The sequence below is a fragment of the Streptomyces sp. NPDC031474 genome (genome assembly GCF_055581185.1).
The window spans coordinates 107,450-129,363 of record NZ_JBVIJX010000018.1 but is presented as its reverse complement, the minus strand read 5'-3'; the positions used below and the strand labels follow the sequence as shown (position 1 = coordinate 129,363).

At 72.3% G+C, this 21,914-nt stretch carries 17 protein-coding genes; 7 read left to right on the top strand and 10 right to left on the bottom strand.

The features are described 5' to 3' along the window. Positions 1-84: 84 nt before the first annotated feature. On the bottom strand, positions 85-885 hold the full coding sequence (locus tag ACZ5SK_RS34365; protein ID WP_334582357.1) for a crotonase/enoyl-CoA hydratase family protein: 801 nt from the start codon (positions 883-885) through the stop codon (positions 85-87). A 177-nt stretch (positions 886-1,062) separates the two neighbouring features. Between ACZ5SK_RS34365 and ACZ5SK_RS34360 the strand changes: the two genes are divergently transcribed. Further along, positions 1,063-2,667 carry an acyl-CoA synthetase gene (locus ACZ5SK_RS34360; protein WP_334582359.1) on the top strand — a complete coding sequence of 535 codons (1,605 nt, stop codon included), beginning with the start codon at positions 1,063-1,065 and terminating at the stop codon, positions 2,665-2,667. On the opposite strand, the gene ACZ5SK_RS34355 is transcribed toward ACZ5SK_RS34360, so the two are convergent. From ACZ5SK_RS34355 to ACZ5SK_RS34345, 3 genes are read right to left on the bottom strand one after another with little or no spacing between them, the layout of a single operon-like run. Further along, complete coding sequence (locus tag ACZ5SK_RS34355) at positions 2,625-3,506, bottom strand: alpha/beta fold hydrolase (protein WP_334582361.1); 882 nt, start codon at positions 3,504-3,506, stop codon at positions 2,625-2,627. The two genes, ACZ5SK_RS34360 and ACZ5SK_RS34355, sit on opposite strands and share 43 nt — an antisense overlap. Before the next feature lie 10 nt (positions 3,507-3,516). Beyond that, on the bottom strand, positions 3,517-5,055 hold the full coding sequence (locus tag ACZ5SK_RS34350; RefSeq protein ID WP_334582362.1) for an acyl-CoA synthetase: 1,539 nt from the start codon (positions 5,053-5,055) through the stop codon (positions 3,517-3,519). Positions 5,056-5,113: 58 nt separating this feature from the next. Beyond that, positions 5,114-5,497, bottom strand: a complete 384-nt coding sequence (locus ACZ5SK_RS34345) for a hypothetical protein (protein WP_334582363.1) — start codon at positions 5,495-5,497, stop codon at positions 5,114-5,116. A 97-nt stretch (positions 5,498-5,594) separates the two neighbouring features. Here ACZ5SK_RS34345 and ACZ5SK_RS34340 point away from each other — a divergent pair, with 97 nt between their 5' ends. The 4 genes from ACZ5SK_RS34340 to ACZ5SK_RS34325 all read left to right on the top strand — a co-directional run bounded on the left by ACZ5SK_RS34340 (position 5,595) and on the right by ACZ5SK_RS34325 (position 11,812). Next, positions 5,595-6,086 (top strand): MarR family transcriptional regulator, encoded by a 492-nt coding sequence (locus ACZ5SK_RS34340; protein ID WP_443041403.1) that lies wholly within the window; start codon positions 5,595-5,597, stop codon positions 6,084-6,086. Positions 6,087-6,266: 180 nt separating this feature from the next. Further along, entirely contained in the window at positions 6,267-7,742 is a 1,476-nt protein-coding gene (locus ACZ5SK_RS34335; protein WP_334582365.1) for a cytochrome P450, read from the top strand. Then, a complete protein-coding gene (locus ACZ5SK_RS34330) occupies positions 7,726-8,793 on the top strand; it encodes a (-)-alpha-amorphene synthase (RefSeq protein ID WP_334582366.1) in 1,068 nt (355 codons plus the stop codon). Before ACZ5SK_RS34335 ends, ACZ5SK_RS34330 begins: the two co-directional genes overlap by 17 nt. Positions 8,794-8,902: 109 nt before the next feature. After that, a complete protein-coding gene (locus tag ACZ5SK_RS34325; RefSeq protein WP_334582367.1) occupies positions 8,903-11,812 on the top strand; it encodes an ATP-binding protein in 2,910 nt (969 codons plus the stop codon). A 6-nt stretch (positions 11,813-11,818) separates the two neighbouring features. Here the strand turns inward: ACZ5SK_RS34325 and ACZ5SK_RS34320 are convergent, their stop codons facing one another. The 6 genes from ACZ5SK_RS34320 to ACZ5SK_RS34295 form a co-directional block, all read right to left on the bottom strand. Continuing rightward, on the bottom strand, positions 11,819-13,372 hold the full coding sequence (locus ACZ5SK_RS34320; protein WP_334582368.1) for an acyl-CoA synthetase: 1,554 nt from the start codon (positions 13,370-13,372) through the stop codon (positions 11,819-11,821). Next, positions 13,369-14,478 (bottom strand): NAD(P)H-dependent flavin oxidoreductase, encoded by a 1,110-nt coding sequence (locus tag ACZ5SK_RS34315; protein WP_334582369.1) that lies wholly within the window; start codon positions 14,476-14,478, stop codon positions 13,369-13,371. Before ACZ5SK_RS34315 ends, ACZ5SK_RS34320 begins: the two co-directional genes overlap by 4 nt. Positions 14,479-14,532: 54 nt before the next feature. Further along, positions 14,533-16,137: a phytoene desaturase family protein gene (locus ACZ5SK_RS34310; RefSeq protein ID WP_334582370.1), complete on the bottom strand. Its 1,605-nt coding sequence runs from the start codon at positions 16,135-16,137 to the stop codon at positions 14,533-14,535. A 72-nt stretch (positions 16,138-16,209) separates the two neighbouring features. Beyond that, on the bottom strand, positions 16,210-16,911 hold the full coding sequence (locus ACZ5SK_RS34305; protein WP_334582371.1) for a class I SAM-dependent methyltransferase: 702 nt from the start codon (positions 16,909-16,911) through the stop codon (positions 16,210-16,212). A gap of 84 nt (positions 16,912-16,995) precedes the next feature. Further along, entirely contained in the window at positions 16,996-19,227 is a 2,232-nt protein-coding gene (locus tag ACZ5SK_RS34300; RefSeq protein ID WP_334582372.1) for a serine/threonine-protein kinase, read from the bottom strand. Positions 19,228-19,285: 58 nt separating this feature from the next. Further along, complete coding sequence (locus tag ACZ5SK_RS34295) at positions 19,286-20,143, bottom strand: oxygenase MpaB family protein (RefSeq protein ID WP_334582373.1); 858 nt, start codon at positions 20,141-20,143, stop codon at positions 19,286-19,288. A 157-nt stretch (positions 20,144-20,300) separates the two neighbouring features. Here ACZ5SK_RS34295 and ACZ5SK_RS34290 point away from each other — a divergent pair, with 157 nt between their 5' ends. Continuing rightward, positions 20,301-21,437, top strand: coding sequence for a molybdopterin-dependent oxidoreductase (locus ACZ5SK_RS34290; protein WP_334582374.1), 1,137 nt, complete (start codon positions 20,301-20,303; stop codon positions 21,435-21,437). Continuing rightward, positions 21,434-21,844: a hypothetical protein gene (locus ACZ5SK_RS34285; protein WP_334582375.1), complete on the top strand. Its 411-nt coding sequence runs from the start codon at positions 21,434-21,436 to the stop codon at positions 21,842-21,844. Before ACZ5SK_RS34290 ends, ACZ5SK_RS34285 begins: the two co-directional genes overlap by 4 nt. Positions 21,845-21,914: the final 70 nt, after the last annotated feature.

The following is a 21,914-nucleotide window of genomic DNA, read 5'->3' as shown; positions in this document are numbered from 1 at the left end:
GCGGCTCCGCCGCGTGGGCGCGACCGGCCACGACCGCTCCGCAGCATGGCGAACGGCGCCACCGACCGCTCGCCCGGCGGAGCGTCACGCGCGTTTGTAGACGGGTGCCCGCTTCTCCGCGAAGGCGCGTGCGCCTTCCTTCGCGTCGGCCGTGTCGAACACCGGCCAGCCCCGGGCGAGTTCGGCGGCGAGTCCGTCCGTCTCGGTGAGGTCGGCGCTCTCGTACACCGACGCCTTGACCGCTTCGACCGCCAACGGGGCGCAGGAGTTGATCCGTTCGGCGATCTCCAGGGCCGTCTCCAGGGCCTTGCCGTCGGGGACGACGTGCCCGACCAGGCCGATGTCGGCGGCCTCCCGGGCGGTGTAGGGCCGGCCGGTCAGCAGCATCTCCAGGGCGTGGGTGCGCGGGATCTGGCGCTGCAGACGGACCGTGGAGCCGCCGATCGGGAACAGGCCGCGCCGTACCTCGAAGAGGCCGAAGGTGGCGGACTCGCCCGCGACCCGGATGTCGGTGCCCTGGAGCATCTCGGTGCCGCCCGCCACGCAGGTGCCCTCGACGGCGGCGATCACCGGTTTGCGGGGGCGGTGGTGCCGCAGCATCGCCTTCCAGTGCAGGTCGGGGTCGGCCTTGAGCCGGTCGCGGTACTGCTCCCCCTCCATGCCCTGACCGGCGAGGGCCTTGAGATCCATGCCGGAGCAGAACGCGCCGCCCGCACCGGTGAACACGATCGAGCGGACCGAGTCGTCCGCGTCGGCCTCCAGCCAGCCGTCGTACAGGCCGACGAGCATGGCGATCGAGAGCGCGTTCCTGGCTTTGGGCCTGTTGAGCGTGAGCACGAGCGTGGCGCCTTCGCGCCGCACGGTGAGGTGTTCGGTACCGCCCATCACAGATCTCCCCTCGGAAAGAACGAGAACAGGTTGCAGGAGGCGTGATGGCAGTTCAAGGGTTTTCTGACAGTCAGTCAGATTTCTTCGCGGGAACCCTTCCCACTTGCGGCGCCCTTTGCTCTGATGACCGGCGAACCGTCGGGAGAACCAGGCCCCGTGAGGTCAGGAGGAGCGGTGGAGTACAACCTTGCCGACCTGTTCGAGTCGGTCGTCGACGTGGCGGCCGACCGCGAGGCGCTCGTGTACGTCGACCATCCGGGCACGGGCGCGGAACGCCGGCTGACCTACGCGGAGCTGGACGCCGCCGCCAATCGCATCGGCCACCACCTCCTGGACAGCGGGCTGCGCCCCGGCGAGCATCTGGGTCTGCATCTGTACAACGGAGTCGAGTACCTGCAGACGGTGCTGGGCTGCCTGAAGGCCCGGATCGTGCCGGTCAACGTCAACTACCGCTATGTTGAAGAGGAGTTGGTCTACCTCTACCGGGACGCGGACCTGGTCGGACTCGTCTTCGACGCGGAGTTCACGGACCGGGTGGCGGCGGCGCTGCCGCAGGCGCCGGCGTTGCGGCACCTCGTCCGGGTGGGGCCGGCGGGCGACGGCATCACCTCCTTCGCCGAGGCCGAGGCGAGCGGTTCCGCCGAGCGCGGGTTCCCGGCCCGGTCGGGCGACGACCAGTTCATCATCTACACCGGGGGCACGACCGGCCTGCCCAAGGGGGTGATGTGGCGTCAGGAGGACCTGTTCTTCTCGGGGCTGGGCGGTGGCTCGCCGACCGGGGAACCGGTGAAGAAGCCGGAGGAGATCGCCGAGCGGGTCGCGGCCGGGGGCACGGGGATCACCTTCTTCCCCACTCCCCCGCTGATGCACGGCACTTCCACGCTCACCGCCTTCATCGGCTTCAACTTCGGTCAACGCGTCGTGATCCACCGCAAGTTCGTGCCCGAGGAAGTGCTCAGGACGATCGAGAAGGAGAAGGTCACCAGCATCTCCCTGGTGGGCGACGCGATGCTGCGGCCGTTGATCGACGCGCTCGAGGGTCCCCTGCGGGGCACGGACTGCTCGTCGGTGTTCAGCGTGTCCTCGTCCGGAGCGATCATGTCGGACACGGTCCGCCGCCAGTTCCGGGCGCTGATGCCGAACGCGATGCTGCTGAACAACTTCGGCTCCTCGGAGTCCGGCTTCAACGGCACGGCGACGGAGGACTCCGGGCCGGAGCGCGGCTTTCGCGTCCGGGTCAACTCCCGTACGCGGGTGGTCGATCCGGCCACGTACGAGCCGGTCGCGCCGGGCGAGGTCGGCCGGGTCGCCCAGCACGGCCATGTACCCCTCGGCTACTACAACGACCCGGTGAAAACGGCCGAGACCTTCTTCGAGAAGGACGGCGAGCGCTGGGTGCTGCTCGGCGACATGGCGACCGTCGACGAGGACGGCGTGGTGGTCGTCCTCGGGCGGGGCTCGCAGTGCATCAACACCGGGGGCGAGAAGGTGTACCCCGAGGAGGTCGAGCAGGCGCTGAAGTCCCATCCGGACGTCTACGACGCCCTGGTGGCCGGGGTGCCGAACGCGACGTGGGGCAACCATGTGGCGGCCGTGGTGCAGGTGCGGGCGGGCGCCACGCTGCCCTCTCTGGAGGACATCCAGCGTCACTGCCGCACCCGGCTCGCCGGTTACAAGATCCCGCGCCAGCTGGTGCTCGCCGAGTCCATCCGCCGCTCGCCCAGCGGCAAGGCGGACTACCGCTGGGCGCGGGAGGTGGCCACCGCCGAGAGCGGCTGACCCGCCTCGAGGAAGGCGACGGTACGGCGGACGAACCACTCCGGGTCGTCCAGCCACGGATGGTGGGCGGCCCCGGGCTGCACGGCGAGCTCCGCGTCGGGGAAGGCGTCGGCGACAAGCCGGGCGACCTCGGGCCGGGGCCCGCCGTCCAGCTCGCCGGCGAGTACGAGGACGGGGGCGGTCACGGCCGCGAGGGCGGTGCGCAGGGCCGGTGGATCGAAGGCGGCCGCGTCGAGGAAGAGTGGCTCCGCCTCGGCGTTGGTCTGTTCGTCGGCGGCGGCGTCGAGGGCGCGGGCGGTGTCGTCCCACCGGCCGAAGAAGAAGGCGCCGACGAGCTCCCAGTCGGGATCCCCCTCGCCCGCGAGCCAGGCCTCGAACGCCGGGAAGGCCGTCGCGAACCACGGTTCGTGCGCGCGCAGCCGGGCGGCCTCCAGCCGTTCCTCGGCCGTGGCCGGCCGGCCCAAAGCCCACGGGGTGGCGGTGATCAGCGCCAGCCGGGAGACGCGGTCCGGGTACCGCGCCGCGTACAACAGGGCCAGGCTGCCGCCCGCCGAGTGGGCGAGGACGTCGAGCCGTTCCCGTCCCAGATGGACGCGCAGGGCCTCGACGTCGTCGACCTGCCGGTCGCAGCGGTAGGTCGCCGGGTCCGCCGGGATCGCGGAGTCGCCGGTGCCGCGCAGGTCGAGGAGGATCAGCCGGCGGTGAGCGGTGAGACCGCCGAGGTCGCCGAGGTAGGCGGAGGCCCGCATGGGACCGCCGGGCAGGACGACGAGCGGCTCGCCCTCGCCCCGCACGTGGTAGGCGAGTTCGGTTCCGTCGGGCGCGGTGAAGGTCGGCATGTCCTGATCCTCAGCGCGGTCCGTGTCCGTCCGCAACGGAGTTCTCCCGGTCGAGAGGTCCGAACCGGTCCCGCAGCTCCCGCTTGAGGATCTTTCCGCTGGCGTTGCGTGGCAGTTCGTCCACGAAGAGCACGCGTTTGGGGGCCTTGAAGTGCGGGAGTTTCTCGCGAACGTGGGCGATGAGCTGGTCCTCGGTGACCTCGCCGCGGGTGACGACCACGGCCGTGACCGCCTCGATCCACTTCTCGTCGGGCAGGCCGATCACGGCGGCTTCCGCGACGGCGTCGTGGGTGTACAGCGCGTCCTCGACCTGGCGTGAGGCGACCAGTACGCCACCGGAGTTGATGACGTCCTTCACCCGGTCGACGATCGTGAAGTAGCCGTGGGCGTCGCGGACCGCGAGGTCGCCGGAGTGGAACCAGCCGTCGCGGAAGGCGTCGGCGGTCTCCTCGGGCTTGTCCCAGTAGCCCTCGCACAACTGCGGGGAACGGTAGACGATTTCACCGGGTGTGCCGTCGGGGACGTCCGCGCCGTCGTCGTCGACGACCCGGGCGTCCACGAACAAGACCGTGCGCCCGCAGGAGTCCATGCGGCCCTTGTGCTCGTCGGGGGCGAGGACGGTGGCGAGCGGGCCGATCTCGCTCTGGCCGAAGCAGTTGTAGAAACCCAGCTCGGGCAGGCGCTCGCGCAGCCGCTCCAGGACGGGCACCGGCATGATCGACGCGCCGTAGTACGCCTTGCGCAGCCCGCTCAGGTCACGGTCGGCGAAGTCGGGGCGGTTCGCCAGCGCGATCCACACGGTCGGCGGGGCGAAGAGGCTGTCGACGCGGTCCGCCTCGATGAGGTCGAAGAGGCGGTCGCCGTCGGGCGCGTCGAGCACGATGTTGGTGGCGCCGACCGCGAGGTACGGCAGCAGGAAGACGTGCATCTGCGCCGAGTGGTAGAGCGGAAGGGAGTGCGCGGGGCGGTCGCCGGCGCTCAGGTCGAGGGCGGCGATCGCGCTCAGGTACTCGTGCACCAGTGCGCGGTGGGTCATCATCGCGCCCTTGGGCAGGGCCGTCGTGCCCGAGGTGTAGAGCAGCTGCACCAGGTCCTCGGCGCGCGGCTCGGGGCCGTCGTACGCGGGGGTCGCGGGCAGTCGGGCGAGGAGCGAGTCATCGGCGTCGCGCAACGCCAACCGCCGTACTCCGCCGGGGAGTCGCCCGGCCAGGTCGGGGTCGGTGAGGACCAGTGCGCTGCCCGACTGGCCGACGATGTACGTCAGGTCGTCGCCGGTGAGGTTCTGGTTGACGGGGACGTGGACCAGGCCGGCGCGGGCGCAGGCCAGGAACGCGATGAGGTAGGCGTCGGAGTTGTGGCCGTAGGCGCCGACCCGGTCGCCGGGGGCGAGCCCCTCGCCGAGCAGGACGCTCGCCGCCCGCGAGACGGCCTCGTCGAGCTCCTCGTAGGTCCAGGTGCGGTCGCGGTACTCGACCGCCACGCGTGCCGGGGTGCGGCGGGCGCTGCGCCGCAGCACCCCGTCGACCGTACTGCCATGTCCGGGCCTCATGCCTCATGATCCTCGGGGGGCGGCCGGGGCAGGTCAAGTCGCCGAGCGCTCCGAGGGGTCACGCCACCGCGCCCGCCACTCCGGTGCGGCCGTCGGGCACCCCGACGACGCTGACGATCGTCTGCTCGCGGACGTCCTCGCCGAGGACGGCCGCCACCGCGTCGGCCGTGGCGCCGATCAGGCGGGCCGGGGCGTCCGGCACCTGGGGCAGGTGGTAGGCGGCTTCGCGCATGCTGAGGGTGAGGTGCGGGGCGGCCTTGTCGGTGGGCAGGCCGCCGATGCCCCGCCGGCGGCTGGGGATGCCGATGAGGTCGACGCCGACCAGGCCGCGCAGCCGGTCCCCGTAGACGGAGCCGACGGCGTCGGCCAGGGCGCCGATCAGCTTCGCCTCGACGGTCCCGTCGAGGGCGTCCTCGCTGATGTGAACGGTGTAGTGCGGCATGCGGATCTCCGTTTCGCGCGGTGCGTACCATGACGGTTCAACTAGCGGAACAAAGTAGCTTTGACATCAAAGGTAATGCGAGGAGTGCCGGATGTCCATGTCCAGCGCCACGGGTGACGACGCCACCGGCGCCGACGCCGACGACACCGGCGTCGACGCGACCGTTCGCGAGCTGCTGCTGCTCATGCCGCGACTCGTGGGCAGGGCGAAGCGGATCCCCGTGCCCGAGGCGCTGCGGGCCTTCTCACTGGCCCCGCGCCACCTCTCCCTGCTGGCCTACCTGCTCCTCGACGGACCGATGACGGTCAACGAACTGGCCGCACGTCTGGAGGTCGCCCCGACCACGGTGAGCCTGTTGATCGGCGACCTCAACCGGAAGGGCGTCCTGGAGCGCCGCGAGGACGAACGGGACCGCCGCCGCCGGATCGTCGCCATCGCGGACACCCATGAACCCGCGATCTCCGCGTGGCTCGCCCCGGGCGCGGCGGCCTGGCGCCGGGCGCTGGCCCCGCTGACGCCCGGTCAGCGGCGGTTGTTCGTGGACACCTTGCTCGCCTACGAGGCAGAGGTCGAAGCGGAACGGGGGTGAGCCGCCGGGAATGTCCCCCGGCGAAATGCCTCTTGTGCTTCTGCGCACTCCCGTGCGCCCCCCTACAGAAGGGATTCACGGTAAACGGCACCCGTTCGGATTGGGCAGAACATGTCTCAGGCGCCAAGTCAGTGCAACGTCCATTGATTTTCGAGTGCCGTATGAGGCAGGGGGTATTCAATGAGCAACACTGTGCCTGAACGGGAATGCGCATGGAGGGTGGGTACTGCGCCAGGCATATTCCCATTCCTCGGCCACGGTATCGCCTTGTACCGTCGCCCGTTGGCTTTTCTGAATTCTTTGCCCGCGCATGGAGATCTGGTCGAGATACGACTGGGCCCCCAGCGCGCCTGGATGGTGTGCCACCCGGAGCTGGTCCACCGGATGCTCGGCGACTCGCGCACCTTCGACAAGGGGGGCCCGCTCTTCGACCGGCTCCGCCTGCTGATGGGCAACGGCCTCGTCACGAGCCGCCACGAGGAACACCGGTGCCAGCGCAGGCTGCTGCAACCCGCCTTCATCCCGTCCCGTCTCCCCGATCAGACGGAGCTGATGGCCGAGGAGGCCGAGGCGGTGTGCCGCGACTGGCGTGCCGGGCAGGAGGTCGACGTCAGCGCGGCCATGATGGCCCTGTCGACCCGGATCATCAGCCGTGTCCTGTTCTCCGACTCGCTCGACGCCGCGACGGCCGCCGAGGTGCGGCACTGTCTGGCGGCCATCGTCCGCGGGCTGTTCGTCCGCACCGCCGTACCGATCGACGCCCTGTTCCGCGTTCCCTCGCCCGCGAACCGTCGTTATCGGCGGGCCGTCGATCGCGTGCACGCGATCATCGACGCCGCCATCGCCGAGCGCCGTCGGGGAGCCCCCCGCGACGACCTGCTGGGGACCCTGCTGGAGGCCACCCGCGCCACCGGCCCGGACACGGCGATCACCGAGCGGGAAGTCCACGATCACCTCGTCTCGCTCCTGCTCACCGGCTCCGAGAGCACCGCCCTGTGTCTGGCCTCCGCGTTCAGCCTCCTGGCACAGCATCCGCAGGCGGAGCGCCGTCTGCACGCCGACATCGACGCCGTGCTCGCCGGACGGCAGCGGCCGGGGCCCGACGACCTGCCGCACCTCGTGCACGCCCGATGCGTCGTCACCGAGACGTTGCGTCACTCGCCGCCCGGCTGGCTCTTCACACGCATCACCACCAAGGAGACCGAACTCGCCGGCCTGCGCCTCCCCCAGGGAGCCACCGTTGTGTACAGCCCCTACCTGCTGCACCACGATCCCGCGTGGTTCCCCGATCCCGACCGGTTCCTCCCCGAGCGCTGGTCGCCGGGGCGGCCCGGCACCGCGGCGCACGGTGCGATGCTCCCGTTCGCCACGGGCAGCCGCAAATGCATCGCGGACGCCTTCGCCATGACGGAGACCACGGTGGCCCTTGCCACCGTCGCCGCCCGCTGGCGCCTGACCCATCTGCCCGGCCGCGTCGCACCACCGCGCCCCGGGGCGACGCTGGGGCCGAGGTCCCTGGTGATGATCTGCGAACCGCGCGCACGTGTGCCGATCGGCACGTCGCCTCACCCGGGTTCCTGCATCCGCGGGGAAACCGCTGCACACCCCGTACAGGATTCCCGAAGGGCCGGTGACAGCGGTGTCGACCACGCATGAGGAAGCCACGCTCGCCCCCCAAGAGGAAATGCGGGCCGCCAGTCTGAAAGAGCTGATCGACACCCACCTCTACATGCCGTACCCGTTCCTGCGGAATCGCCACGAATCCGAGGCGGTCGCCGGCGTCGACGCATGGCTGCACAAGTGGGGTCTGACCGACGAACCGGGGGTGGCGGCGATGATCGGCTACACCCGGCCCGCCGAACTCGCCTCCTACAACAGCCCGACCGTGGACGCCGACATCCTCCAGATCGTGGCCGATCAGATCGCCTATCAATTCGTCTTCGACGACCGGGCGGAGGAAATCGGGCGGCAGTCCCCGGCGCTGCTGCTGCCCATGCTGTGCGAGAGCATCGGAATCCTGCGCGACGACGAACCGCCCCGCACCCCGCTGGGGGCGGCCCTGGCCGATCTCCACCGGCGGGTCCGCGAGCGGTGCACCCCCGCCCAGGCCGAGCGGTGGGCCTGGAAGAGCCGCGAGTACGTGCACGGCCTGTTGTACGAGGCGGTGGCGCAGGCGCACCCGTTCCCGGTGGGCATGGGACTGTGCAACTCGATCCGTTCGCTGACCGCGGGGGTCGAGCCCTTCTACCCGCTGTACGAGGCCGCGCAGGGTGGTGAACTGGCCCCCGAGGAGCTTGATCACCCCGTGCTGCGGCGTCTGCGGCGTCTGTCGGTCGACGCGGCGGTGTGGACGGCCGACCTCTTCTCGGCCGTGAAGGAGCAGCAGACGGGCGAGATGATCAATCTGGCACTCGCCCATCAGCGCACCCACCAGTGCTCTTTGCCGGCGGCCGTCATGCTGGCCATCCGGCAGATCAACGGCACGGTCAGGGAGTTCGAGAGGCTCTGCGAGGAGATCCACCCGGAGCTGAGCCCCGCCGGGGTCTGCTACGTGAACGGCATGATCGGCTGGATCCGCGGGTGCTACCACTGGTCCCGCACGGTGCCGCGCTACGCGGACACCGCGGTCGCGCCCGCACACCCGTGTGTGGGCCATTCGGAATTCCGTACCCAGCAGGAAGGACTGCCTAACCGACCCGGCGACTGATTCACCCTTCTCAGCCATCCTCGCCGCCAATCGCCGTCACCGGGTGTGCATCAGCGGCGTACCCTCAGCGCTGTCCTCCGAGGAACAACGACAGGAAGCGGTAGGGCACATGGCGTATGGATCGCGGCAGCCGATCACCGAACCCCGCCCGTTGGTCGAGCGCCACCGAGAACTCCAGGCGCTCGACTCCGCGTTGTCGGGCCTCGGCCGCGCCGTCGAAGAGGTGCCGCGGGCGCAGCCCGGCGGACTGCTCGCCTTCACCGGTGCGGCCGGGCTGGGAAAGACCGCGCTCATCGCGGAAGCACGCACACGGGCCGCGGCGCACGGATTCACGGTGTTCTCCGGGCGGGGCGGCGAGACCGAACAGGAGCTGGCGTTCCGCGTGGTGCGCCAGCTCGCCCAGCCCGCGCTGGCCGCGATGGACGACACACAACGCCGTGCCTTCCTGGGGAGCTGGTACGACATCGTTGCCGCCGCGCTCGGTCTGGAGGCGACGGACACCGCCCATGCACCGGACCCGACCGGAGTGCGTGACGGTCTCGACTGGGTCATGACCCGGCTCACGGTGTCGAAGGCTCCCGTGGTGCTGCTCCTGGACGACCTGCACTGGGCCGATGTCGAGTCCCTCAACTGGCTCGCGTCGTTCGCGCCACGGGCCGCGGACCTGCCGCTGCTGATCATCGTCGCCTACCGGCCGCACGAACTGCCGCCCGAGGCGGCCGCCTTCCGCGCTCTCATGGCACACCACGGGAACCGCCCGTGCGACCTGAAGCCGCTGACCGCCGCCGGCGTGGCCCGCATCGTCAGGAGCGAAGTGGGGGAAGGCGCCGAGGACGACTTCTGCGACGAGTGCTGGACGGTGACCGGCGGGAGCCCGTTCGAGGCCGTCGAACTCGCCATCGGACTCGGCGAACGCAATCTGAAGGGCACCCAGGACGACCTGCCGGCGATGCGGGACGTCGCCTCGGCGGTCAAGGGCCCGGGACTGATCGCACGTCTGCACAAGCTCGGCACGACCACCGTCCGCTTCGCGCATGCCGCAGCCGTGCTGGGTGCGCCGTTCTCACCGGAGCTCGCCGCCACCATCGCGGTGATCGGCAGCGAGGCCGCCGCCGAGGCGATCGAGAGCCTGCGTGCCGCCCGGATCGTGGCCGAGGGCCACGGACCCGGTGGGGGCCTCGACTTCGTTCACCCACTGATCGCGACGACGATCTACCGGTCCATCCAGCCGGCCTACCGGGTCGGCCTGCACAACGCCGCCGCGCTGGCCGTCCGTGCGGCGGGCTTCGGTCCCGCCGAGGCTGCGCGACACCTGCTGGAGGTTCCGTGCGAGGGCAGGACGGAGGTGGTCGAATGCCTCCGCGAGGCCGCCCGTGAGTGCCTGCGGGCCGGCTCCCCGGAAGCCGCCCGGCGCGCGCTGGCCCGGGCGCTGCAGGAGCCCCCGCTCCCGGAGGACCGTGCCGCGCTCCTCCACGAGCTGGCGGGCTCGACGTTTCTGATCGAACCCACGGCCACGGTCGCCCATCTCAAGGAGGCGCGGGCGGAACGCGGGGTCGATCCCGGCCTGCGCGCCTCCATCGTCTACCGGCTGACGCAGGCGCTGGCCCACACCGACCAGTTGGCCGAGGCCGCGGCCGTCGCCGACGACGAGGCACGCCAGACCACCAATCCGCGCGTCCGACTGCGCATGCAGGCCGATCACTTCGTCTGGAGCGCGTTCCGCACGGACGAGCCCGACGCGCCCACCCGCTCACGCCGGCTGGCGCGGCTGGCCGAGCGGCTGCCCGGACGAAACCTGGAGGAGCGGTACATCCTGGGGCTGCGGGCGTGGGACGGGATGCTGCGCGGCGAGCCCCGGCAGACCGTCCTGGCCAGCGCCGAGGAAGCCCTGCGGGGCGGGCTGAGCTGGACCGACGAGAACCGGGGCTTCGAGGTGCCCGTCTCGGTCGCCCTCGTGTTCATGTACTGCGACCAGCCACGACGGGCCGAGGAGCTGTTCGCCAGGGGCATGGCCGAGTGCGAGACCAAAGGCTGGCGCGGCTCCCACCTGGCCGTCGGACAGACCCTCTACGGCTACATCCGCTACCGTCGCGGCTGGCTGGCCGATGCGGAGGAGCTGGCTCGGGAGGGGCTGCGGACCGCCGACAAGGTGGAAGGGGCGGTGCCCGCCCAGTGGTTCGCCATCGGCATCCTCATCCAGACGCTGCTGGCCCGTGGCCGCACCGCCGACGCGCGGGAAGTCGCGGACACCTACCACTACGGCGAGGCGGTCCCGAACGCCGTCATCTACCCCGATCCCCGCACCGTGTACGCCGAACTGCTCATGGCGGAGGGGCGCAACACCGAGGCGGAGCACCTGTTGTCCGCCGTCGGGGAGTGGCTGGAGGGGCGGGCCTGGCGCAATCCCGCCTGGTGTCGCTGGCAGCTGAACCTGGCGCACGCCGTCGCCTCCACCGACCCCGATCGGGCGCTCCTGCTCGCCCGGGACGCCGTCAAGCGGGCCCGGGACTTCGGTGCGGCTTCCGTGATCGGGCAGGCGCTGCACGTGGAGGCGGAGGTGACCGCCGGGCCGGCGGCGCAGGAGCTGCATGCTCAGGCCGTGGAACACCTGGAACAGTCGCCCGCCTCGTACGAGCTGGCCCGTGCGCTGGTCGGTCATGGCGCCGCCCTGTCCCGCCACGGCCGGCTGCAGGAGGCCGCGAACCGGCTCTACCAGGGCCTGGAGGGCGCCGTCCACTGCGGTGCCGAGACCCTGGCCGCCCGCGCCAGGGAGGAGCTCTCCGCAGCCGGACTGCGACCGCTCCCCCTGCGTTACGGGCAGACGGACACGCTCACCGCCCACGAACGCCGGACCGCCGAACTGACCGTCCAGGGGCACCCGGTGGCCGTGGTCGCGAAGGAACTGCGCCTCACCGAACAGGGTGTGCGGCAGCTGCTCTCCTCCGTCTACCGGAAGATCGGCACCGATGCCACCGACCTTCCCGGAGCCCTGGACGCCTTTCCGCGGGTGCGCCTCTGACCGGCCTCACACGGGCCGCTCCCGCCCCTCCCAGTACGGCTCCCGCAGCCGCCGCTTGTACAGCTTGCCGTTGGGATCGCGGGGCATCTCGGCGATGAAGTCGACGGACTTGGGGCGCTTGTAACCGGCGAGGCGCTCGGCACAGTGGTCGAGGAGCAGGGTGGCGAGGTCGGCGCCCGGCTCGTGCCCGGGGGCCGGTTCGACGACCGCCTTGACCTCCTCGCCCCAGTCGTCGTGCGGGATCCCGAACGCGGCCGCGTCGGCGACGGCGGGGTGGGCGAGCAGCGCGGACTCGATCTCGGCGGGGTAGATGTTGACGCCGCCCGAGATGATCAGGTCGATCTTGCGGTCCCGGAGGAACAGGTAGCCGTCCTCGTCGAGCACGCCGAGGTCGCCGACGGTGAAGAAGTCGCCGATGCGGTTCTTGCGCGTCTTGTCCTCGTCCTTGTGGTAGGCGAAGCCGCCGGTCGTCATCTTCATGTACACGGTGCCGAGTTCGCCCGCCGGGAGGCGGTTGCCGTCGTCGTCGAAGATCGCCAACTCGCTGATGGGCCAGGGCTTTCCGACCGTGCCGGGCTTCTTCAGCCAGTCCTCGGCCGTCGCGAAGGCGCCGCCGCCCTCGCTGGCCGCGTAGTACTCCTCCACACACGTGCCCCACCAGTCGATCATCGCCCGCTTCACATGGTCCGGGCAGGGCGCGGCGCCGTGGATCGCGTGCCGCATGGACGAGACGTCGTAGCGGGCGCGTACGTCCTGCGGGAGGGCCAGCAGGCGGTGGAACTGGGTCGGGACCATGTGGGTGTGGGTGCAGCGCCGGGTGTCGATGAGGCGGAGCATCTCCTCGGGCGTCCACTTGTCCATCAGGACCAGTGGATGGCCGATGTGCAGGGACGCGCCCGCGAACTGGAGCACCGCCGTGTGGTAGAGCGGCGAGCAGACGAGGTGGACGTTGTCGTCGAACGGCCGGACGCCGAAGATGCCGAGGAAGCCTCCGAGGTACGCCTCCTCGGGCAGCTTGCCGGGCAGCGGGCGCCGGATGCCGCGTGGGCGACCCGTCGTGCCCGAGGTGTAGTTCATGACCCAGCCGAGGGTGCGGCCTGCGGGCGCCGACTCCGGTTGCCCGTCGAGGAGTTCGGCGTAGGGCCGGAAGCCCTCGACCTTCCCTACGGCGTACCGGTGGGTGGCCGGCAGTCCGGCCTCGTCGGCGGCGCGGGACGCCTGGTCCCCGTAGCGCTCGTGGGCGAGCAGCACCTTGGCGCCGGAGTCGGAGACGATCCAGGCGATCTCGGGGCCGACGAGGTGGTGGTTGACGGGGACGAGGTAGAAGCCGGCCTGGGTGGCGGCGAGGTAGGCGGTGAAGAACTCGGCCGAGTTGGGCAGGACGACGGCGAAGGCGTCGCCGCGTTCCATCCCCGCGGCGCGCAGACCGTGCACGAGCCTGTTGGCGTCGGCGTGCAGGCGTCCGGCGGTCCACTCCTGGCCGTCGGGCGCGATCAGGACGGTGCGATCGGGGTCGGCGATGGCCTGGGCCCAGAAGCCCGCGGGGGGTGTGCCGGTCACTGGCCGCTCCTTCCGGCGATGCGGTTGACGTGGTCCACGGCCTGTTCGAAGCCGCGGGTGAGGTCGTCGAAGACGGCCTGGACGCTGCGGACGTCGTTCATCCGGCCGACGATCTGGCCGACGGGCGTGCCGAGCAGCGGGTCGACCTCGTACTTCTGGATGCGGGAGACCGCATCGGCGACGAGGAGGCCTTGGAGGGGCATGGGCAGGGTGCCGGGTCCGTGCGGGTCGTCCCAGGCGTCGGTCCATTCGGTACGCAGCTGGCGTGCGGGTTTGCCGGTGAGGGCACGGGAGCGGACCGTGTCGCCGGAGCCGGCCGCGAGGAGCTTGCGGGTGAGGGCGGGCGAGTGCAGGTCGGCCTCGGCGGTCGTCAGCCACAGCGAACCGAGCCACACGCCCTGGGCGCCGAGGGCGAGGGCGGCGGCGATCTGCCGTCCGCTGCCGATGCCGCCGGCGGCGAGGACGGGCAGCGGCGCGACCGCGTCGACGGCCTCCGGGGTGAGCACCATCGAGGCGATCTCACCCGTGTGCCCGCCGGCCTCGTACCCCTGCGCCACGACGATGTCGATGCCCGCCGCCTTGTGCTTGAGCGCGTGCCGGGCGCTCCCGGCGAGCGCGGCGACGAGGACGCCCCGCTCGTGGGCGCGGGCGACGACGTCGGGGGGCGGGGAGCCGAGGGCGTTGGCCAGCAGCCGGATCGGGTAGTCGAAGGCGACGTCGAGCTGGCTGCGGGCGACCTGCTCCATCCATCCGGTGATCCGCCACCCGGACGCCTCGCCCTCGGCCAGTTCGGGCACCCCGTACTTGGCGAGGGTGTCCCGCACGAACTGACGGTGACTGTCGGGGATCATCGCTTCGACATCGGCCTCGGTGACGCCTTCGACCTTCTTCGCGGGCATGACGACGTCGAGGCCGTACGGCCTGCCGTCGATGTGCGCCTCGATCCAGTCGAGGTCGCGTTTGAGGTCGTCGGGGGCGGTGTAGCGGACCGCGCCGAGCACGCCGAAGCCGCCCGCGCGGCTGATGGCCGCGGCGACGGCGGGGAACGGCGTGAAGCCGAAGACGGCGTGCTCGACTCCCAGTTGCTTGCTCAGCTCCGTCTGCATGGGCGCAGGATGCCGCAGACCTCCGGACGACGGAAGGCTTTTTCTGATACACCGTCAGATTCTTGTGTCCGAGGATGCCTCCAGGACGGCCATCGCCGCGTTGTGGCCCGGCACCCCGCTCACCCCTCCCCCGCGCACCGCGCCGGCCCCGCACAGCAGGACGTTCGCGTGCCGGGTCTCCACACCCCAGCGGCCGGTGCCCTCCTGGGCGTACGGCCAGGCGAGGTCGCGGTGGAAGATGTTGCCGCCGGGCAGTCCGAGGTCGCGCTCCAGGTCCAGCGGGGTCCGCGCCTCGATGCAGGGGCGGCCGTCGGCGTCGGTGGCGAGGCAGTCGGCGAGGGGTTCGGCGAGGTGGGCGTCGAGCTGGGCGAGGGTGGCCTCGAGGAGTTCCTCGCGGACGGCGTCGTTGTCGCGTGCGAAGAGCCGGGCGGGTGTGTGCAGGCCGAAGAGGGTCAGCGTCTGGTACCCCTGCTCCACGAGGTCCGGCCCGAGGATGCTCGGGTCGGTCAGGGAGTGGCAGTAGATCTCGGAGGGCGGGGCGGCGGGCAGTTCGCCGGCGGCGGCCTGGGCGTGGGCGGTGGCGAGCTGCTCGTATCCCTCGGCGATGTGGAAGGTGCCGGCGAACGCCTCACGCGGGTCGACGGCGCTGTCGCGCAGCCTGGGCAGCCGCTTGAGCAGCATGTTCACCTTGAGCTGGGCGCCCTCGGCGGGGGCGGGCGGCTCGTCCGCGGTGAGGGCCGCGAGCGCTTGCGGGGAGGCGTTCACCAGGACGTGCCGGGCGGCGGCGACGCCCTCGCCGTCGGCAGTGCGGTAGGTGACCTCCGCTGTACGGCCGTCCGTGGCGATGCGGACGGCCTCGTGGCCGGTGGCGAGGACGGCGCCCGCGTCCCGGGCGACGTCGGCGAGGGCGTCGGTCAGGGCGCCCATGCCGCCGACGGGGACGTCCCAGGCGCCCGTGCCGCCGCCGATCACGTGGTAGAGGAAGCAACGGTTCTGCTTGAGCGAGGGGTCGTGGGCGTGAGCGAAGGTGCCGATGAGGGCGTCGGTGAGGACGACGCCCCGGACCAGGTCGTCCGCGAAGCGCTCCTCGACGGTGACGCCGAGGGGCTCCTCGAAGAGGATCCGCCAGGCCTCCTCGTCGTCGACGAGCCGGCGCAGTTCGTCCCGGGTGGGCAGCGGTTCGGTGAGCGTGGGGAACACCCGCCGGGCGACGCGCCCGGTCATGTCGTAGAAACGCTCCCAGGCCGCGTACTCGCGTTCGCCGCCCGTCAGCCGCGCGAACGCCTCGCGGGTGCGTTCCTCGCCGCCGCCCACGAGCAGTCCGGTCGGCCGCCCGCCGCGCTCCACGGGGGTGTACGACGAGATCGTGCGGCTCTGGACGCCGAAGCGCAGCCCCAGATCCCGCACGATCTTCTGCGGAAGCAGGCTGACCAGGTACGAGTAGCGCGAGAGGCGGGCGTCGACGCCGGTGAACGGGCGGGTGGAGACGGCGGCGCCCCCGGTGTGGTCCAGCCGCTCCAGCACCAGCACGGAACGGCCGGCCCGGGCCAGGTAGGCGGCGGCGACCAGGCCGTTGTGGCCGCCTCCGACGATGACGGCGTCGTAGGCGCGGTGTCCCTGGACCCCGTCGTGTCCTTTGTGTCCCTCGTGTGCAGGCATGGTTCTTCGTAACACGAGCCGATCAAGGTCGGCCAGAGCTGGTCGGGCGGGGAGCCGGTCGGGCGGAGCCGGTCAGGGCCGGCGGAGGCGGACCGCGAGGAAGGTCGGCGTCCGGTGGGTCTTGTCGTACCTGCGGGAGTCGACCGCCCGCCCCTCCTCCGTGGCCCGCGGCTCCACCAGCTCCTCCAGCACGTACCCGGCGCCGAGCAGTTCCCCGAGGAACGTCTGCAGGGTCATCCGCCGGTAGCTGAGGGCGTGCCCGGTGCCGAAGGGCAGGGCGACGCGGTCCTCGGTGAAGTAGGAGCCTCCGAAGTACTGCCAGTCGCCCGTGGGATGAGTGGTGGACACGAGCAGTGTGCCGCCCGGCCGCAGGACCCGGCGGACCTCGGCGAGCAGCTGCTCCCGGGCCTCGACGTGGTGGTGGACGAGCGCCGGCACCGCGAGGTCGAAGGACTCCTCGGGCAGGAAGGCGAGCGGCTCCTCCAGGTCATGCCGGTGCAGGGGCGCCCGGTCGCCGTCGCCGAGCCGTTCCCGCGCCGCGCGCAGCAGGCTCTCGCTGCCGTCCACGCCGACGACCGTGGACGCGCCCCGCTCCAGCAGCTCGGCGGCGTAGTGGCCCGCCCCGCAGCCGAGGTCCAGCACCCGCAGCCCGCTGACGTCACCGGCGAGCCGCAGCATGGCCGGACGGTCGGTGTAGCTGTTGTAGACGTTCTTCGTGACCTGGGCGGCGAACTCCTCGCCCATGGCTCCGTGGTACGCGGTCTCGGCTCCCATACGATCATGATGGCCTCCCGTACGGTGAGCCGCGAGGGACCGCTGGCCACGGAGCCGGCCCGGGGCAAGGTCGAGCCGGCGGAGCTACGCGCCGCCGGCCGCCCGGTGGCGGCGCAGGACCGCGACTCTTCGGTAGAGCTCGACCGCCTCCTGTCCGCGGCCGAGCTGTTCCAGGCAGTGGGCCTCGTCGCTGCGGCCGGCGAGGGTGTCGGGGTGGTCGGGGCCGAGGACGCGCTCGCGGGCCGCGGCCACCCGCCGGTATTCGGCCAGGGCGTCGGCCCAGCGGCCCAGCCAGCCGAGGCCGACGGCGACCTCGCGGCGGCTGACCAGGGTGTCGGGATGGTCGGCGCCCAGGACCCGCTCGCGGATCGCGGACACGTCCCGGGACTCGGCGAGGGCCTCCTCCCAGCGGCCCAGACGGCCGAGGTTGACGCCGAGACCGTGGCGGGCCCGCAGGGTCTCGGGGTGCGCGGGGCCGTGCACGCGGGTGCGGTCGTCGACGAGGTCGCGGTAGAGCTGGAGGGCCTCCGCGCTGCGGCCGAGTCGGCCCAGGCTGATGCCGGTCTCGTAGCGGGCGGCGAGGGTGTCCGGGTGGTCGGGGCCGAGCGCCTGCGCGCGGGCCGCGGCGACCTCGCGGTAGGTCTGCAGCGCTTCCGGCCAGCGGCCCAACTGGCCCAGCGCGTAGGCCACTTCGTAGCGCGTGACGAGGGTGTCGGGGTGGGTGGGACCCAGGACACGGGCGCGGGCGGCGGCCACCTCGCCCGCCATCCGGTACGACTCCTCCAGGCGGCCGAGCCTGCTGAGGTTGAAGGCGAGGTTGTGGCGGCAGCGCAGGGTGTCGGGATGGTCGGCGCCCGCCGTGCGCACCCGGGCGGCCAGGACGGACGTGTACACCTGGTGGGCGTCGAAGTGACGGCCCAACTGGCCGAGCACGAAGGCCATTTCCTGGCGGGTGGCGAGCGTGTCGGCGTGGTCGGCGCCCAGCACCCGGATGCGGGCGGCGGCCACGTGCTGGTACTCGCGCAGTGCGTCGTCGGCGCGGCCGGTGCGGCTGAGGGTGAAGGCGACCTCGTAGCGGCTGGCGAGGGTCTCGGGGTGGTCCGGGCCGAGGAGGTGCGCGCGTTCGGCGGCGACGGCGCGGTGTGCCTCCCCGGCTTCGGCCCAGCGGCCGAGGCGGCCCAGGCTGAGGCCGGCGTTGTGCCGGCCGGCGAGCGCGGTGAGCGCCTGCGGGGACGGGGTGTCCGGCGCGGGCGGAGCGGGGACCGCGCCGAGGACCGGGCGGGGGATCCACTCGCCGGTCAGGGCCGCCCCGGCGTCCGGGGGTGTGACCCGCAGTCCGGCGCCGGTGGCCTTGTGGCCGGTGGTCATGCCCTGGGTCCAGGACGGCAGCCGGGGCTCACGGCTCGGCTCCTCGGGCGGCCGCAGTTCGGGCTGCGGGGTGACCAGGGTCGGCACATAGGCCGGTGTGGTGCGGGCCGCGGCGATGCGCCGGACGATGTCGTGGGCGTCCTGGGGGCGTTGTTCGGGCCGTTTCGCCAGCAGGTCGAGGATGATCCGGTCGAGGTGGTCGGGCAGCTCGGGTCGGTGTTCGCGCGGCGGCCGGGGCGGGGTGTCGCGGTGACCGAGCAGGATCGCCCAGGGGTCCTCCAGGTCGAAGGGCGGGGCTCCGGTGGCGATCTCGTACAGCACACAGCCCAGCGAGTAGAGGTCGCTGCGCTGGTCGACCTCCTCGCCGCCGATCTGCTCCGGTGACATGTAGTGCGGCGTGCCCATGGCGATGCCGGTGCCGGTGAGACGGGAGGTGAAGCCGATGTCGTGGCCGAGGCGGGCGATGCCGAAGTCGCAGATCTTCACGGTGCCGTCGGTGAGCCGCACGATGTTCGCGGGTTTCAGGTCGCGGTGCACGATGCCCTGGCGGTGCGTGTAGGCGAGGGCGGCGGCGACCTGGTCGGCTATCTCCACGACGTCGGGGACGGGCAGCGGCCGTCGCTCGTTGTCGTCCAGCAGCCGGCACAGGTCGCTGCCGTCCAGGAGCTCCATGACGAGGAAGAGGACGCCGTCGCAGTCGCCGAAGTCGTGGACGACCGTCACCCCGCGGTGCTGAAGCCCGGCGGCGACGCGGCCCTCGCGCCGGAACCGCTCGCGCAGGACGCGCCCGAAGGCCGGGTCGTGGTGCGGGCCGATCGGTTTGAGGCACTTCACGGCCACGTGCCGGCCGAGGGACTCGTCGCGGGCCCGCCACACCTCGCCCATGCCTCCGCGCCCGATCAGTTCGACCAGCCGGTACCGGCCCTGGATCAGCCTGCTCTCCGCCATAGTGCGCCGCCGCCCCCGTTACGTTCCGGCCCTCCCCTGGCTCGTCCAGTATGGCGGCCTATGGCTGGACTTTGAACGGTGCCGGGCGGGCCTGTGGGCCGAGCCTGGCCATGGCCCGCAGGATGTGCTTGGGCGGGAGTTGCCACCGCAGACGTGCGGGGACGCAGCGCAGCAGGGTGCCCATGGCGCGCAACTCCCGGGTGACGGTGGCGGGTTGCGGGGCCGGCCGGCCGTACAGCTGGTGGGCGTACGGCGGCAGCGAGGCGTACGCCAGGTGCGCCACGCGCCGCCACAGCAGGGCGCGCGCCGGGACGAGCAGGGGGTGCGTCGGCGGTCGCAGCAGGAAGTCGTCCACCTCGCGTGCCTCCGGTCCGGCGGCGAGTTCGGGGCGCATCTTCTCGAAGTAGGCGTCCATCTCGGCCCGGTCGGCGGGCACGGCGTCGGGGTCGAGGCCCACCAGCCGGGCGCTGACGCGGTGTTCGGCGAGGTAGCGGTCGGCGGCGGCGTCGGTGAGGGGGTAGCCGGAGCGGCGCAGGACGTGCAGGTAGGAGTCGATCTCGGCGCAGTGCACCCACAGCAGAAGTCCGCCTTCGTCGACGGCGTAGCGTTCGCCGGTGTCCGGGTCGGTCGCGGACAGCGTGCGGTGGATCCTGCGGACGCGGGCGCCGGCCCGCTCGGCGGCCTCGGTGGTGCCGTAGGTCGTGGTGCCGACGAAGGCGGCGGTGCGCATCAGCCGGCCCCAGGCGTCGCGCCGGAAGTCGGAGTTCTGCATGACTGCGCGCACGGCACGCGGGTGCAGGGCCTGGAGGTAGAGCGCGCGGATCCCGGCGACCCACATCATGGGGTCGCCGTGCAGCTGCCAGGTCACCGAGCGGGGGCCGAACAGCCCCGGGTCACCTCTCTGGACGCCCGTCATACCCCCAGTGTGACCGGTCCTGCCCGCCCGAGGGCACCCCCGAGCCGGGAGACGAACCGTTTCCCCGCCCATGGGGTGCTGGTGCCGGGCGGGACGTCCTTGTTCCGTAAGGGGTCCAGGCGTTCCGCGCGCGGCCTCCGGCAGGTGGGATGGAGCCATGAAACAGCGCTTCCTCCCGCCGGTGTTCCGGGGCAGACTGCATGACGCCCGCACGGCGACCTCCCTCGGGCGCTGGCTGGGTCTCGCGTTCGCGGTGTGCTTCGTCACCGGCCTGGTCAGTCACGTCATGCAGCATCCGCCGGGCTGGCTGGCCGACGACCTGCCGAGCCGCCCCTCGTGGGGTTACCGGTTCACGCAGGGCCTTCATGTCGCGTCGGGCATCGCCGCCGTTCCGCTGCTGGCGGCGAAGCTGTGGACGGTGTACCCCCGCCTGTTCGAGTGGCCGGTGCTGCGCTCGGTGCGGCACGCGCTGGAGCGTCTGTCGGTCGCGGTGCTGGTGGCCGGCGCCGTCTTCGAACTGTTCACCGGGCTGCTGAACACCGCGCAGTGGTATCCCTGGCCGTTCTCGTTCGTGCCGGTGCACTACGCGGTCGGCTGGCTGGTCGTCGGCGCGCTGCTGCTGCACATCGCGGTCAAGGCTCCCGAGATCCGCGCGCACTGGAGCCGGCGGTCGCCGGGGACGCTGACGCTGCCCGCCGAGGACGCCGCCGACCGCCGGTCGCTGCTGGCCGCGGTGGGCGCGGCGGTCGGAGCGGTCACCCTGACCACGGTGGGCCAGTCCTTCACCCCGCTGAAGGGCCTCGATCTGCTCGCGCCCCGCCACCCCGACCACGGCCCGCAGGGGCTCCCGGTCAACCGCACCGCCATGGCGGCCGGGGTCGCCCATCTCACCGCCGAGAGCTACCGCCTGGTGGTGTCCGGGCCTCGGCCGTACACCCTCACCCTGGACGAACTGCGCGCCCTGCCCCAGCGGGAGGTCGAGCTGCCCATCGCCTGTGTGGAGGGCTGGAGCAGGTCGGCGCGCTGGACCGGTGTGCGCGTGGCGGATCTGCTGGAGCGGGCCGGCGCCCCGCGGGACGCACGGGTGCGGGTGGTGTCCCTGCAACTGCGGGGCGGTTACCGGGTCTCGGAAATGGGTCACGAGCACGCCCGTGACCCGCTCACCCTGCTCGCCCTGCGTCTCAACGGCGAGGAGCTGACACCCGACCACGGCTACCCGGCGCGCCTGATCGCCCCGAACCGGCCCGGCGTGCTGCAGACCAAGTGGGTCGGCCGGCTGGAGGTGCCGGCATGAGGGTGAAGGCGTTGCGGGCGCTGATCGGCGCGGGCGGTCTCGTACTCATGGGGGTGGGCGGGTCGCTGCTGCTGGACGTGCGGGACCTGGCGGATGTGCTGATCTGGCTGGGCGGGGCCGTGGTCCTGCACGACGCGTTGATCGCCCCGCTGGTCCTGCTCGTCGGGCTGGTCGTGGTCCGCGGTGGTGTGCGGGGGCCGGTCCGTGGGGGGCTGCTGGTCGCGGGCGCCCTGACGGCGGTGGCCCTGCCGGTGCTGCTGCGGCCGGGGCCCCGGGCCAACTCCTCGGTGCTGCCGCTGGACTACTCGCGCAACTGGCTGCTGCTGCTCGCGGCCGTGGCGACGGTGACGGCGCTGGTCCTCGCCGTGCGGGCGCTCGGCCGCGGGCGGCGCAGGCCGCCCTCCTGACCTGAGGCGCCGGCCCGCTGACCGGGGCCGCTTACGGATGTCTTACGCCCCCGCGGCGGGGGCCCGTGGG

Excerpts from the sequence above, each read along its gene's own strand:
- ACZ5SK_RS34365 (WP_334582357.1), bottom strand. The coding sequence starts at position 885 with ATGGGCGGTACCGAACACCTCACCGTGCGGCGCGAAGGCGCCACGCTC.
- ACZ5SK_RS34355 (WP_334582361.1), bottom strand. The coding sequence starts at position 3,506 with ATGCCGACCTTCACCGCGCCCGACGGAACCGAACTCGCCTACCACGTG.
- ACZ5SK_RS34350 (WP_334582362.1), bottom strand. The coding sequence starts at position 5,055 with ATGAGGCCCGGACATGGCAGTACGGTCGACGGGGTGCTGCGGCGCAGC.
- ACZ5SK_RS34345 (WP_334582363.1), bottom strand. The coding sequence starts at position 5,497 with ATGCCGCACTACACCGTTCACATCAGCGAGGACGCCCTCGACGGGACC.
- ACZ5SK_RS34340 (WP_443041403.1), top strand. The coding sequence starts at position 5,595 with ATGTCCAGCGCCACGGGTGACGACGCCACCGGCGCCGACGCCGACGAC.
- ACZ5SK_RS34335 (WP_334582365.1), top strand. The coding sequence starts at position 6,267 with ATGAGCAACACTGTGCCTGAACGGGAATGCGCATGGAGGGTGGGTACT.
- ACZ5SK_RS34325 (WP_334582367.1), top strand. The coding sequence starts at position 8,903 with ATGGCGTATGGATCGCGGCAGCCGATCACCGAACCCCGCCCGTTGGTC.
- ACZ5SK_RS34315 (WP_334582369.1), bottom strand. The coding sequence starts at position 14,478 with ATGCAGACGGAGCTGAGCAAGCAACTGGGAGTCGAGCACGCCGTCTTC.
- ACZ5SK_RS34310 (WP_334582370.1), bottom strand. The coding sequence starts at position 16,137 with ATGCCTGCACACGAGGGACACAAAGGACACGACGGGGTCCAGGGACAC.
- ACZ5SK_RS34305 (WP_334582371.1), bottom strand. The coding sequence starts at position 16,911 with ATGGGAGCCGAGACCGCGTACCACGGAGCCATGGGCGAGGAGTTCGCC.
- ACZ5SK_RS34300 (WP_334582372.1), bottom strand. The coding sequence starts at position 19,227 with ATGGCGGAGAGCAGGCTGATCCAGGGCCGGTACCGGCTGGTCGAACTG.
- ACZ5SK_RS34295 (WP_334582373.1), bottom strand. The coding sequence starts at position 20,143 with ATGACGGGCGTCCAGAGAGGTGACCCGGGGCTGTTCGGCCCCCGCTCG.
- ACZ5SK_RS34290 (WP_334582374.1), top strand. The coding sequence starts at position 20,301 with ATGAAACAGCGCTTCCTCCCGCCGGTGTTCCGGGGCAGACTGCATGAC.
- ACZ5SK_RS34285 (WP_334582375.1), top strand. The coding sequence starts at position 21,434 with ATGAGGGTGAAGGCGTTGCGGGCGCTGATCGGCGCGGGCGGTCTCGTA.